Annotated in this window: 12 protein-coding genes; 4 read left to right on the top strand and 8 right to left on the bottom strand. The window is 66.9% G+C overall.

Annotated elements, in window-relative coordinates; genetic code table 11:
• The first annotated feature begins 15 nt into the window (after positions 1-15).
• Both DID96_RS27930 and DID96_RS27925 read left to right on the top strand, forming a co-directional pair.
• Positions 16-1,683 (top strand): bifunctional protein tyrosine phosphatase family protein/NAD(P)/FAD-dependent oxidoreductase, encoded by a 1,668-nt coding sequence (locus DID96_RS27930; protein ID WP_124602468.1) that lies wholly within the window; start codon positions 16-18, stop codon positions 1,681-1,683.
• A 40-nt stretch (positions 1,684-1,723) separates the two neighbouring features.
• The gene (locus DID96_RS27925; RefSeq protein ID WP_124602467.1) at positions 1,724-2,530 is read left to right on the top strand and encodes a sulfite exporter TauE/SafE family protein; all 807 of its coding nucleotides are present in this window, start codon (positions 1,724-1,726) and stop codon (positions 2,528-2,530) included.
• 109 nt (positions 2,531-2,639) lie between these two features.
• On the opposite strand, the gene DID96_RS27920 is transcribed toward DID96_RS27925, so the two are convergent.
• The 4 genes from DID96_RS27920 to DID96_RS27905 form a co-directional block, all read right to left on the bottom strand.
• Positions 2,640-3,458, bottom strand: a complete 819-nt coding sequence (locus DID96_RS27920; protein WP_124602466.1) for an ABC transporter permease subunit — start codon at positions 3,456-3,458, stop codon at positions 2,640-2,642.
• Positions 3,455-4,384: an ABC transporter permease subunit gene (locus tag DID96_RS27915; RefSeq protein ID WP_124602465.1), complete on the bottom strand. Its 930-nt coding sequence runs from the start codon at positions 4,382-4,384 to the stop codon at positions 3,455-3,457. Before DID96_RS27915 ends, DID96_RS27920 begins: the two co-directional genes overlap by 4 nt.
• Positions 4,381-5,541, bottom strand: a complete 1,161-nt coding sequence (locus DID96_RS27910) for an ABC transporter ATP-binding protein (RefSeq protein WP_124602464.1) — start codon at positions 5,539-5,541, stop codon at positions 4,381-4,383. Before DID96_RS27910 ends, DID96_RS27915 begins: the two co-directional genes overlap by 4 nt.
• An 87-nt stretch (positions 5,542-5,628) precedes the next feature.
• Positions 5,629-6,723, bottom strand: a complete 1,095-nt coding sequence (locus DID96_RS27905) for a polyamine ABC transporter substrate-binding protein (RefSeq protein ID WP_124602463.1) — start codon at positions 6,721-6,723, stop codon at positions 5,629-5,631.
• 354 nt (positions 6,724-7,077) lie between these two features.
• On the opposite strand from DID96_RS27905, the gene DID96_RS27900 reads away from it, so the two are divergent.
• Positions 7,078-7,281, top strand: coding sequence for a DUF1289 domain-containing protein (locus tag DID96_RS27900; protein ID WP_124602462.1), 204 nt, complete (start codon positions 7,078-7,080; stop codon positions 7,279-7,281).
• Positions 7,282-7,352: 71 nt separating this feature from the next.
• Here DID96_RS27900 and DID96_RS27895 read toward each other — a convergent pair whose 3' ends face one another.
• From DID96_RS27895 to DID96_RS27885, 3 genes are all read right to left on the bottom strand, one after another.
• Positions 7,353-7,994, bottom strand: coding sequence for an OmpW family protein (locus DID96_RS27895; RefSeq protein ID WP_124602461.1), 642 nt, complete (start codon positions 7,992-7,994; stop codon positions 7,353-7,355).
• Positions 7,995-8,059: 65 nt separating this feature from the next.
• Complete coding sequence (locus DID96_RS27890) at positions 8,060-9,250, bottom strand: nitronate monooxygenase family protein (protein ID WP_124602460.1); 1,191 nt, start codon at positions 9,248-9,250, stop codon at positions 8,060-8,062.
• Between the two features lie 126 nt (positions 9,251-9,376).
• Positions 9,377-10,813, bottom strand: a complete 1,437-nt coding sequence (locus tag DID96_RS27885) for an aldehyde dehydrogenase family protein (RefSeq protein ID WP_124602459.1) — start codon at positions 10,811-10,813, stop codon at positions 9,377-9,379.
• 213 nt (positions 10,814-11,026) lie between these two features.
• Here DID96_RS27885 and DID96_RS27880 point away from each other — a divergent pair, with 213 nt between their 5' ends.
• The gene (locus DID96_RS27880) at positions 11,027-11,392 is read left to right on the top strand and encodes a hypothetical protein (protein WP_124602458.1); all 366 of its coding nucleotides are present in this window, start codon (positions 11,027-11,029) and stop codon (positions 11,390-11,392) included.
• Between the two features lie 49 nt (positions 11,393-11,441).
• Here DID96_RS27880 and DID96_RS27875 read toward each other — a convergent pair whose 3' ends face one another.
• Positions 11,442-12,347, bottom strand: a complete 906-nt coding sequence (locus DID96_RS27875) for a LysR family transcriptional regulator (RefSeq protein WP_124602457.1) — start codon at positions 12,345-12,347, stop codon at positions 11,442-11,444.
• Between the last annotated feature and the right edge of the window lie 96 nt (positions 12,348-12,443).

Genomic DNA, 12,443 nt, shown 5'->3' with positions numbered 1-12,443 from the left:
CGGAGAATCCCCGACATGAACATCCGCAAGCTGACCGGCACGCTGTCGGTCTCGCCCCAGATCACGGCCGCCAGCCTGCCCGCGCTGCGCGACGCCGGCATCCGCTCGATCGTCTGCAACCGCCCGGACGGCGAAGGCCCCGACCAGCCGACCGTGGCCGAGATCCGCGCGGCGGCCGCGCCGCTCGGCATCGCCGTCCATTACCTGCCGGTCGATTCCGGCAAGGTCACCGACGACCAGGCTGCACAGTTCGGCACACTCGTCGCGTCGCTCGACGGCCCCGCACTCGCGTACTGCCGCACCGGCACCCGATCCGCGACGCTGTGGGCGCTGTCGCAGGCCGGCCTGCGGCCGCTGAACGACATCGTCGCGACCGCCGGCGCCGCCGGCTACGACCTGAATGCACTCGCACAGCGCATCGCGCAGCGTGGCGGACAGCCGGCGCCGACCATCGAAGCGCGGCACGACATCGTGATCGTCGGCGCGGGCGCCGCCGGCCTCGCGGTCGCGTCGAGCCTGCTCGCGCGCGACCGGTCGCTCGACATCGCGGTGATCGACCCCGCCGACGTCCATTACTACCAGCCGGGCTGGACGATGGTCGGCGCGGGCGTGTTCCAGCCCGAAACGACCGTGCGGCAGATGGGCGCCGTGCTGCCGCGCGGCGTGCACTGGATCCGGGCCGCGGTCGCCGGGTTCGAGCCGGACGCGCACGCGGTCGTGCTCGACGGCTGCCGGCGCATCGGCTACCGGCAGCTCGTCGTCTGCCCGGGGCTCAAGCTCGACTGGCACGCGATCGACGGGCTCCCCGAGACGCTCGGCCGCAACGGCGTCACGTCGAACTACCGCTACGACCTCGCGCCGTACACGTGGCAGCTCGTGCGCGAATTCCGCGGCGGCCGCGCGCTGTTCACGCAGCCGCCGATGCCGATCAAGTGCGCGGGCGCGCCGCAGAAGGCGATGTACCTGTCATGCGACCACTGGCAGCGCATGGGCCGGCTCGGCGCGGCCGACGTCGAGTTTCTCAATGCGGGCGCCGTGCTGTTCGGCGTCGCCGACTACGTGCCCGCGCTGATGGAATACGTGAAGCGCTACGACATCGGGCTGTCGTTCGGCCACAACCTCGTCGCGATCGACGGCCCCGCGCGCCGCGCGACGTTCCGGCGCACGCTGCGCGACGGCAGCGCGGAAACCGTCGTGCGCGACTTCGACATGATCCACGTCGTGCCGCCGCAGCGCGCGCCCGACTTCGTGCGCGCGAGCCCGCTCGCCGATTCGGCCGGCTGGATCGACGTCGATCCGGCGACGCTCAGGCACAAGCGCCATGCGGACATCTTCGCGCTCGGCGATGCCACCAACACGAGCAACGCGAAAACCGCCGCCGCCGCGCGCAAGCAGGCGCCCGTCGTCGCGCACAACGTGCTCGCGGCGCTCGGCCGCGCGGACGGCGCCGCCACCTACGACGGCTACGGCTCGTGCCCGCTGACGGTCGAGCGCGGCCGGATCGTGCTCGCCGAGTTCCTGTACGGCGGCAAGGTCGCGCCGTCTTTCCCCGCGTGGCTGATCGACGGCAAACGGCCGTCGCGGCTCGCGTGGCTGCTGAAGGAACGGGTGCTGCCGCCGCTGTACTGGAAGGCGATGCTCAAGGGCCGCGAATGGTTGGCGAAGCCCGAGATCACCGGCTGACTACCGCCCTCGCCAACCGATAGAAGGAACGGATGACAACATGCTGATTTCTCTCGTGCTGGGCGGCATCGTCGGCGCGGTGCTCGGGCTGACGGGCGCGGGCGGCGGGATCCTCGCGGTCCCCGCGCTCGTCGTCGGGATGGGCTGGCCGATGCAGCAGGCGACGCCCGTCGCGCTCGTCGCGGTCGCGGGCAGCGCGCTGCTCGGCGCGCTCGAGGGCTTTCGCCGCGGGCTCGTGCGCTATCGCGCCGCGCTGTTGATGGCCGCGGCCGGCGTGCCGCTCACGACGCTCGGCGTGCGGCTCGCGCACGTGCTGCCGCAGCGCGTGCTGCTGACGCTGTTCGCGCTGACGATGCTCATCGTTGCGGGCCGGCTGCTGTGGCAAGCGCTCGGCCCGGCGCACGGCACGCCCGCCGAGTCGCCGCTGTGCGTCGGCCGCGTGAACCCCGACACCGGCCGGATCGCCTGGTCGTGGCCGGCCGGGCTCGCGCTCGCGTCGACCGGTGCGGTCACCGGCCTGATGACGGGGCTGCTCGGCGTCGGCGGCGGCTTCGTGATCGTCCCGATGCTGCGCAAGTTCACCGACGTGTCGATGCACGGGATCGTCGCGACGTCGCTGATGGTGATCGCGCTCGTCGGTACGGGCGGCGTGTTCGCGACGCTCGTCGCCGGCACGCACGCGCCGCTCGACGTGACGCTGTGGTTCACCGCGACCACCGCGCTCGGGATGGCGGCCGGCCGCGGCGTGTCGCGCCACCTGTCTGCTCGCCACGTGCAGGTCGGCTTCGCGTCGGCGCTCGTATGCGTCGCGCTCGGGCTGCTCGCGAAGGCGGCGTTCGACGCATGATGCGGGTGCGGGCCTGCCCCGCACGCGGCGCGGCGGCACCCAAACAAAACGCCCGGTCCGACTCGTCGTCGGCACCGGGCGTTTTTCATTACGGCAGCAGCGCTGCGCGTCAGGTCGCGAACGCCAACCGCTTGCGCTCCTGGCGCAGCATCACGAAGTTCGCGAGCACGACGCCGGCCGTCACCGCGACGATCAGCAGCGTCGCCAGCGCGTTCATCTCCGGATTCAGGCCGAGCCGCACGCGCGAGAACACCACGAGCGGCAGCGTCGTCGAGCCGGGGCCCGACAGGAACGCCGACAGCACGAGGTCGTCGATCGACAGCGTGAACGACAGCAGCCATCCGGCGATCAGCGCCTGCGAGATCAGCGGCAGCGTGATCATGAAGAACACCTTGAGCGGCGTTGCACCCAGATCGAGCGCGGCTTCCTCGAGCGACGGGTTCAGCTCGCGCACGCGCGACTGCACGATGATCGCGACGTAAGAGATGCACAGCATCACGTGGCCGAGCCAGATCGTGAAGATGCCGCGCTCGGCCGGCCAGCCGATCCACTTGCCGAGCTCGATGAACAGCAGCAGCAGCGAGATCCCCTGGATCACCTCCGGAATCACGAGCGGCGCGTTGATCATCCCGCTGAACAGCGCGAAGCCCCGGAAGCGCCCCATCCGCGCGAGCACGAAGCCCGCCCACGTGCCGATCACCACGGACGCGGTAGCGGTCATCAGGCCGATCTTCAGCGACAGCCACGCGGCGGTGAGCAGCTCGTCGTCGTCGACGAGCGCCGAGTACCAGCGCAACGAGAAGCCGGACCACACTGTGACGAGCTTCGACTCGTTGAACGAATAGACGATCAGGCTGACGATCGGGATGTACAGGAACGCGAAACCGGCAAACAGCACCGCGAACTGCAGGAAACGATTCGGCTTCATTGACCGCGGCCCTCCTGCTCCTTGGCCTGGAAACGCTGGAACATCGCCATCGGCACGAGCAGCAGCAGCACCATCGCGCACGTGACCGCTGACGCCATCGGCCAGTCCGCGTTATTGAAGAACTCGTTCCACATCACGCGGCCGATCATCAGCGTGTTCGCGCCGCCGAGCAGTTCCGGAATCACGTATTCGCCGACCGCCGGGATGAACACCAGCAGGCAGCCCGCGATGATCCCGTTCTTCGACAGCGGCAGCGTGATCTGCACGAACGCCTTCCACGGCTTCGCGCCGAGGTCGTACGCGGCTTCGAGCAGGCGCAGGTCCATCTTCACGAGGTGCGCATAGAGCGGCATCACGAGGAACGGCAGGTACGAATACACCATCCCGATGTAGACCGCATAGTTCGTGCGGTACAGCTCGATCGGCGTATGGATCAGGCCGATTCCCATCAGGAAGTTGTTCAGGAGACCGTTGTTCTTCAGGATGCCGATCCACGCATACACGCGGATCAGGAACGACGTCCAGAACGGCAACATCACGCCCATCATCAGCAGGTTGCGGGTCGCCGGGTTCGAGCGCGCGATGTAGTACGCCATCGGATAGCCGATCAGCAGGCACAGCAGCGTCGTGATCGCGGCGACCAGCACCGAGTTCACGTAGGTCGCGAAGTACAGGCTGTCGGTCAGCAGGAACGCGTAGTGCGACAGGTTCAGCGCGATGTGCACGACGCCGTCGGTGTACGTCGTAAGTTCCGAGTACGGCGGGATGCCGAGCTGCAGCTCCGCGAAGCTGATCTTGACGACCAGCACGAACGGCACGAGGAAGAACAGCACGAGCCACGTGAACGGGCCCGCTACGACCGCGGTGCGGCCGGTCAGGTTGAAACGCTTCACGGGCCAGTTGAGCAGGGACTTGAGCGCGATCATGAGGTCAGCACCACGCCCGCCGATGCGCTCCAGCGCACGTAGATCTCGTCGCCGAGCGCCGGCGTCTCGAGCTCCGAGATCGCGAGGCTCGATACGTTCGCGATCACCGTCTTGCCGCCGTCGAGCTTCACGTGATACAGCGAATACCCGCCCATGTACGCGACGTTCGAGATCCGGCCGCGCGCCCAGTTGAACGCGCCTTCGGGCGGCTTGCGCGTGAGCGCGATGCGCTCGGGGCGCACCGACACCGTGACCGGCATGCCGAGCGGGCCGGTGATGCCGTGGTTCACGTACAGCCGGCACGGCAGGCCCGGCGACTCGATGAACACGTGATCGGGCTCGTCCTCGACGGTGATGCCGTCGAACAGGTTGGTCGAGCCGATGAACTCGGCCGAGAAACGCGTGTTCGGGTATTCGTAGACTTCGTTCGGCGTACCGATCTGGACGATCTGGCCTTCGCTCATCACCGCGAGCCGGTTCGCCATCGTCATCGCCTCTTCCTGGTCGTGCGTGACCATGATGCAGGTGACACCGACCTTGTTCAGGATGTTGACGAGCTCGATCTGCGTGCGCTGGCGGATCTGCTTGTCGAGCGCCGACATCGGCTCGTCGAGCAGCAGCAGCTTCGGGCGCTTCACGAGCGAGCGCGCGAGCGCGACGCGCTGCTGCTGGCCGCCCGACAGCTGGTGCGGCTTGCGCTTCGCGAACTTGCCCATCTGCACGAGCTCGAGCGCCGTGTGCACGCGCTCCTTCAGCTCGGCCTTCGGCACGCCTTCCTGCTTCAGGCCGAACGCGACGTTCGCTTCGACCGTCATGTGCGGGAACAGCGCGTACGACTGGAACATCATGTTCACGGGCCGCTTGTACGGCGGCATCTGCGCGAGATCCTCGCCGTCGATCAGGATCTTGCCCGACGTGACCGTCTCGAGGCCCGCGAGCATCCGCAACAGGGTCGACTTGCCGCAGCCCGAGCTGCCGAGCAGCGCAAACAGCTCGCCTTTGCGCACCGTCAGGTTGACGCTGCGCACCGCTTCGGTCTCGCCGAATTTCTTGACGACGTCGATGATCTGGACAAAGTTCTCGGCGCGCGGATCGGCTCCGGACGAAGGAACGAAGGACGGCGCGCTCGCAACCGGCGCACTCGACTGGCTATTCATGATGTGCTGCTTCTCTCCTGCGTTTGACGAACAAAGCCCCCGGGGTTGCCAGGGGCTTCATGACTGCTTGCGCAACTGCGGTTCGCGTCAGCGGCCCGACTTCAGCTCGGTCCACAGACGCGTCTGCAGACGCTGGATCTCGGGCGGCAGCGGCTTGAGCAGGAACAGCGTCTTCACGACGTCGGCCGGCGGGTAGACGGCCGGGTCGTTCGCGACGTCGGGCTTCACGTACTTGCGCGCTTCGGCGTTCGCGCTCGGGTAGTACACCGCGTTCGTGATCGCCGCGTGCACCTTCGGATCCTCGATGTAGTTGATCCACTGCAGCGCGGCATCCTTGTCCTTCGCGTCCTTCGGGATCGCCATCACGTCGAACCAGACCGGCGCGCCGCCCTTCGGGATGTAGTACTCGACCTTGTACGGCTTCTTCGCTTCGATCGCGCGATGCTTCGCGATCACGACGTCGCCCGACCAGCCGAACGCGAAGCAGATGTCGCCGCCGACCAGGTCGTTGATGTAGCCCGACGAGTTGAACTGCGTGATGTACGGGCGGATCTTCTTCAGCACCTGCATCGCGGCCTGGTAGTCGGCCGGGTTCGTGCTCATCGGATCCTTGCCGATGTAGTGCAGCGCCGCCGCGAACATCTGGTCCGGCGCGTCGAGCACCGACACGCCGCAGGTCTTCAGCTTCGAGATGTTTTCCGGCTTGAACAGGATGTCCCAGTTGTCGAGCGGCACCTTGCCGAGGACCTGCTGTGCCTTGTTGACGTTGTAAGCGAGACCCGTCGTGCCGTACGCCCAGGGCACCGCGAACTTGTTGCCCGGATCGGCGCCGGCGACGAGCGCCATCAGCTGCGGGTCGAGATACTTGAGGTTCGGCAGCTTCGACTTGTCGAGCGGCGTGAAGATGCCGGCCGCGATCTGCTTGCCGGCGTAGTTGCTGGTCGGCACGACGATGTCGTAGCCCGAGCTGCCCGTCAGCAGCTTCGCCTGCAGCGTGTCGTCGCTGTCGTAGTTGTCGTAGCGGACCTTGATGCCGGTCTGCTTCTCGAAGTTCGGGATCGTGTCCTTCGCAATGTAGTCCGACCAGTTGTAAACATTGAGTTGCGTATCCTTCGCTGCTGCCGCCGATGCGCCCACGCACAGCGCGAGCGCCGCGAACCGGCCCGCCACTTTTGCTTTCATCCCGTTCTCCCCATCCGGCCGGAACCCTTGTCCGGCTGTCGTCTGCCTCGCCATGGCGGCGCGTGTTGGCCCGCTCCGCCCCTCGAAAACCCCGAACGCTACCACTATTCGCCGTCCGTCACAAAAAAATCATGCCGATGTCGCGCAAACGGAACAGATTCCTTTCGTCCGGCGTCGTGGCGGCCTGCGCTGCGGGGCATTCCGGGGGAAATTCTATCGGGTAATTCGCGCGTGTCCATCCGGAAAATGCGGAAAAATGGACGGGTGCCGGCCCGCGGATGCAAGCTGCCGGAAGTCACGGGCCGCATTGCATTAAAATGGGCGCCTGACGTTTTTCCCGTGCGAACCTTCCCGATGGCCTCCAATCTCCACGACCTCCCCGACAGCCCCTGCATCGGCGTCTGCTCGACCCTCTTCGACGAAGTCTGCAAGGGTTGCGGCCGCACGGCCGGCGAAGTCTCGAACTGGGTGTTCCTGAGCGAAGACGAAAAGCGCGCGGTGTGGGAACGCATCACCCGCGAAGGCACGGCAATGCGCTTTCAGTACGACAAGCTGTAAATCCGCCGGGCAAAAAAAAGCGGCATGCGTACCGCCATGCCGCCCAACCCCAACTCTGTTCTATTGCGCGTTCAGAACTTCATCCCGACGCCCACACCGACGATCAGCGGATCGATGTGCAGCGTGCCGATGCCCTTGTCGCCGAGCGTCGCATCGGTGCTCATCCAGAGCTTCTTGATGTCGAAGTTCACGAACGTCCGCTTCGTCAGTTGCACGTCGACGCCGAACTGCAGCGCGGGACCGAAGCTGCTCTTGTTGATCGACACGCCTTCGCCGCCGACGTTGATCCCGTTGTTGTAGAAGTACGTGTAGTTCAGGCCTGCGCCGACATACGGACGCACCTTGCCGGCATGGTTGAAGTGGTATTGCAGCAGCAGCGTCGGCGGCAGCACGTTCACGCCGCCAAGATTGCCGAGGCTCGACGTGAGCTGGTGCCGCGACGTGCCGAGAATCAGTTCGACGCCGAGATAGTCGCGAATCATGTACGTGAAATCGAGCTCGGGCACGATCGCGTTGTTCACGCCGACGTTGAGCGCGCCGAGCGTGTCGCTGGCGCGCTCGTTCGGCTGGATGCTGATCGCGCGCAGCCGCACGAGCACATCGCCCTGGTTGATCCCGTCGCCCGGCGACGCCGCGTGCGACAGCGACGGCATCGCAACGAGACTTGCGGCGCACGCCGCGGCAGTGACAAATTTTCGAATCGTGTCTTGCATCTTATGGACCCCCAATGAATGGACTCCATTTTGTATGTAGGGTCTTTCCCGCATCTTGATATCCGTCAAGCCAGCGTAAACGCAGGACGGTTTGTCGCAGGCTCGGCTGCGTTGCCCGTCAGCAGCAGGTCGAGCAGATCGCGCACGCTGCGGATCGCGCGGCCGAACGGCAGCGCTTCACGACCACGGAAGAACAGGCCGTTCGACACCTCGCCACGCAATGCGGCGGCGAGACGCGTATCGATGCAGAAGTGGCCGAATTTTTCGATGCCGTCGCGCAACCCGCATACGCTCAGGCATTCGAGCGCGGTCGGACAGCGTTGCTTCAGCGCGCCGAGCTTGTCGCGAATGCGCTTCTCGTTGCGCAGATAGCGCGCGAGCCACGGCGTGTTCACCGCGCGCGCCGGCAGGCCCGTCACGCTGACGAACTCGACGATGTCGTCGGGCTGCGCATCGGCGAGCACGCGCTTGAAATTCGGATGCGCGTCGCCCTCCTCGGTCACGGCGAACGGTGTGCCGACCTGCACGCCATTCGCGCCGGCGGCGAGCGCATCGCGCACCGCGTGATGGCTGTTGATCCCGCCGGCGACGATCAGCGGGATCTGCTCGCGCGCGAGCCCGAGCGACGCGATCACCTGTGACGTCTCGTCGAGCACGCGCGCGAAATCGAAGCGCGCGTCGTGCATGTCGTCGAGCTGCGTGACGCCGAGATGGCCGCCCGCGTGCGCGGGATGCTCGATCACGATCGCGTCCGGCAAGCGGCCCTTCTTCATCCATTTCTTCAACACGAGCGCGATGCCGCGGCTGTCCGACAGGATCGGAATCAGTGCGATGTCGTGCCCGTGCGTCAGATCCGGCAGGTCGAGCGGCAGCCCCGCGCCCATCACGATCGCGTCCGCGCCCTCGTCGCACGCAACGCGCACGTAGTCCGCGTGCGCGCTGACTGCCTTCATCACGTTGACGGCGATCATCCCGCGCCCTTCGCCGTAGGTCTTCGCGAGACGGATCTCGCGCGCGAGCGCGTCGAGGTTCGCGGCTTCGAGCGTCGCGCGGTCCGGTTGCGCGCGGCAGCGCGCGAGCAGGTCCGCGTGGTGATGGCGCAGGTCGATGCTCGCGATCGTGCCGATTGCGCCTTCGCGCGCGACGCTGCCCGCGAGACGGTGCGCGGAAATGCCCACGCCCATGCCGCCTTGCACGATCGGCAGCAACGAACGGCCGCGGATCACGAGCGGCGGAAAGGAACAGCGTGCGGACATCGGAAACCTCATCGAACGGCGGGAACCGCGATGATCGACGATCCGCTGGCGCGCACCTTGCGCGGCGTCAATAAAAAAAACGGCACGCGCAATGCGTGCCGTTCCGAGTGCGCCGCGGCGAGCCGCTCAGGCCTGCTTTTGCGTCTTGAGCTGCAGCGACTTGTATTCGAGGTATTCCTCGAGCCCGTACACGCCGTTCTCGCGGCCGTGCCCCGACTGCTTGAACCCGCCGAACGGCGCGGCCATGTTCCACGTGCCGCCGTTGATGTCGACCTGCCCGGTGCGGATGCGCCGCGCGACGGCCATCGCATGCTCGTCGCTGCCGGCCCAGACCGCGCCGCCGAGGCCGTACGGCGAATCGTTCGCGATGCGCACCGCTTCGTCCTCGTCGCGATACGTGATGATCGACAGCACGGGCCCGAAGATTTCCTCCTGCGCGATCGTCGATTTCGGATCGACGCGGCCGAACACGGTCGGCTTCACGAAGAAGCCCTTCGCGATGCCGTCCGGCAGGCCGACCCCGCCCGTCACGAGTTCGGCGCCTTCGTCGATGCCGCGCTGGATGTATGCCTGCACGCGCTGCTGCTGCACCGCCGACGCGAGCGCGCCGAGGCGCGTCGCGTCCTCGCGCGGGTCGCCCGCGACATACGCTTCGGCCGCGCTCTTCGCGAGCGCGCGCGCCTCGTCATAGCGCGCTTCCGGCACGAGCATCCGCGTGTGCGCGGAGCAGGTCTGGCCGGCGTTCAGGTAGCACGCGTTGACCGTGCCCTTCACCGCCGCCGCGAAGTCGGCGTCGTCGAGGATCACCGATGCCGACTTGCCGCCGAGTTCGAGCGCGACGCGCTTCACGCTCGCCGCGGCCAGCTCGGCCACGCGCTTGCCCGCGCGCGTCGAGCCCGTGAACGACACCATGTCGACGTCGGGATCGGTCGCGAGCACTTCGCCGACGACCGGCCCGTAGCCGCACACGAGGTTGAACACGCCGGCCGGCAGCCCTGCCTCATGGATCGCTTCGGCGAGCATGAACGCGTTGAGCGGCGCGACTTCCGACGGCTTGAGGACGACCGTGCAGCCGGCCGCGAGCGCCGGCGCGACCTTCAGCGTGACCTGGTTGAGCGGGTAGTTCCACGGCGTGATCGCCGCGACGACGCCGACCGGCTCGCGCACGACGAGCGAGTTGCCGACTTTCGCCTCGAATTCGAACGACTCCGCGAGCTTCGCGTAGGCGTTCCAGTTGTAGATCGGCCCGCCGACCTGGATCGCGCGCGACAGCTTGATCGGCATCCCGACTTCGCCCGTGATCGCCTGGGCCAGGTCCTCGCTGCGCGCCTGCAGGTGCTCGGCGATCTTGCGCAGGTAAGCGGCGCGGGTTGCGGGCGGGGTCGCCGCCCAGCTGTCGAATGCGGTGCGCGCCGCGCGGATCGCTGCCTGCGCGTCAGCGGGCTGGCCTTCCGGAATCCGGCCGATCACGGCTTCGGTGCCCGAGTCGATCACGTCGATCGTGCCGGCGCCCGCCGGCTGGCGCCACGCGCCGTCGATATAGAACTGCTCGTAGGTTTTCATCGTCGTGTTCCGTCTCCATGGAAGCGGACATTTTAGCGAGTGCACGGCAAAGCGTGACGGCCCGCACGCTTTCCCGTCCGGCACGCGCGACGCGGCGGGATCCGCAACAGCCCGGGTGCGCGACATGGCCCGCATCGTGCTATGTTTTTATTATCGGCACCGGCCCGTTGCGCCCGGCGCCACCCGGAATCGACGCATTTCGCGAGCGCTGCCATGACTGACGCACACCCTACCCTCAGTTCGCACGACCGCCTCGAACTCCTTTGCTGGCTCACCTGCGGCAATCTCGGCGCGTTTTACCTGAACGAAGCGTGGCCGGATGCGGCGTTCGCGGTCCAGGCCGCGCATCGCTGGCTCGACCGCCACCATCGGCAGGCTGACTGGCTCGCGATCGCGAAGCTGTCGGCAATCGCACAGGACATCGCGAAGCGCCATGCAGGGTTCGTCGACGCGTCCTGGGCGCGCGACGCGGTCGAGGAAATCGTCGATACCGACGACCTGAACTATCAGGCGAAGCTCGTGCAGTGGGTGTACGAGGACTGCTGCAAGGCGCTCGCGGACCAGCGGCTCGCCGATTGACGACGGATTGACGAGCGCGGGCCGCCGCGCGTGCTTCCGGTCCCGTGCTTCAGGTCCCGCACGCGTGGATCAGGAACTGCTGCAACGCCATCGCCGGCTCCGGGAGCTTGCCCTTCTTCCGCCAGATCATGCCCGCGTCCATTTGCGGGACCGCGTCGTGCACGGGCCGCGCTTCGATGCGCTTGCCCTCGAGCGACCACGGGCGAAACACCATGTCCGACAGGATCGTCACGCCGAAGCCGTGCGCGACGAGTCCGCGCAGCGCTTCCATCGACGACGTGCGAAACGCGATGTTCGGCGCGACGCCGGCCTCCCGCCAGTACCGTAGCGTCGACTGCTCGCCTTCGTCGACGGTAATCAGGATGTACGGATAGCCGGCGATATCCGCCAGCGACGGTGCCCGCAGCTGCGCGAGCGGATGCGACGGCGCGACCCACAGCTGCCGCCGCGACCGGATCAGCACCTGGCTGTCGAACCGGCCCGGCCGCTCGACGTTCGACAGCAGCACGACCCCCATGTCGACCGCGTCATCGAGGACCGCCGCCTCGATATCCGCCCGTTCCATGTCGCGCAGGTCGAACTCGATGTACGGATAGGTCGTACGAAAGCGCGCGAGCAGTTCCGGCAGGAAATAGCCGAGCAGCGTGTACGACGCCGCGATCCGCACCGTGCCGCGCAGGTCGTGCGAACGGAACGGCGGCTTGTGCACGGCATCGCGCGCGGCATCCAGCACGCGCCGTGCGTGGTTGTAGAAATCCTGGCCGTCGGGCGTCAGCGCGACACCCTGCGGCAATCGCTCGAACAAGCGCATGCCGAGCCCGTTTTCCAGCGCGAGCACCGCGTTCGTGATCGCGGACTGCGATACGTGCTCGTTGGCCGCCGCCATCGAGAACTGCCCGGTTTGTGCGGCGGCCACGAAGTACCGGAGCTGCCGGAGCGTGAGATCGAATGCCATCTGTTTTTCGCATACCAGAGTTTGCTATTTGTGATTTTACGATAGCAAATCGGCTTCCTATACTCGGCGAAAAATAGTACGACCGGAGACAGATCG

It is taken from the genome of Burkholderia sp. Bp8963 (genome assembly GCF_003854275.1).
Lineage (GTDB): Bacteria > Pseudomonadota > Gammaproteobacteria > Burkholderiales > Burkholderiaceae > Burkholderia.
Note: the sequence above shows the minus strand (reverse complement) of the source record. Positions and strands in the feature narration are given on the sequence as shown.

Excerpts from the sequence above, each read along its gene's own strand:
- DID96_RS27930 (WP_124602468.1), top strand. The coding sequence starts at position 16 with ATGAACATCCGCAAGCTGACCGGCACGCTGTCGGTCTCGCCCCAGATC.
- DID96_RS27925 (WP_124602467.1), top strand. The coding sequence starts at position 1,724 with ATGCTGATTTCTCTCGTGCTGGGCGGCATCGTCGGCGCGGTGCTCGGG.
- DID96_RS27920 (WP_124602466.1), bottom strand. The coding sequence starts at position 3,458 with ATGAAGCCGAATCGTTTCCTGCAGTTCGCGGTGCTGTTTGCCGGTTTC.
- DID96_RS27915 (WP_124602465.1), bottom strand. The coding sequence starts at position 4,384 with ATGATCGCGCTCAAGTCCCTGCTCAACTGGCCCGTGAAGCGTTTCAAC.
- DID96_RS27910 (WP_124602464.1), bottom strand. The coding sequence starts at position 5,541 with ATGAATAGCCAGTCGAGTGCGCCGGTTGCGAGCGCGCCGTCCTTCGTT.
- DID96_RS27905 (WP_124602463.1), bottom strand. The coding sequence starts at position 6,723 with ATGAAAGCAAAAGTGGCGGGCCGGTTCGCGGCGCTCGCGCTGTGCGTG.
- DID96_RS27900 (WP_124602462.1), top strand. The coding sequence starts at position 7,078 with ATGGCCTCCAATCTCCACGACCTCCCCGACAGCCCCTGCATCGGCGTC.
- DID96_RS27895 (WP_124602461.1), bottom strand. The coding sequence starts at position 7,994 with ATGCAAGACACGATTCGAAAATTTGTCACTGCCGCGGCGTGCGCCGCA.
- DID96_RS27890 (WP_124602460.1), bottom strand. The coding sequence starts at position 9,250 with ATGTCCGCACGCTGTTCCTTTCCGCCGCTCGTGATCCGCGGCCGTTCG.
- DID96_RS27885 (WP_124602459.1), bottom strand. The coding sequence starts at position 10,813 with ATGAAAACCTACGAGCAGTTCTATATCGACGGCGCGTGGCGCCAGCCG.
- DID96_RS27880 (WP_124602458.1), top strand. The coding sequence starts at position 11,027 with ATGACTGACGCACACCCTACCCTCAGTTCGCACGACCGCCTCGAACTC.
- DID96_RS27875 (WP_124602457.1), bottom strand. The coding sequence starts at position 12,347 with ATGGCATTCGATCTCACGCTCCGGCAGCTCCGGTACTTCGTGGCCGCC.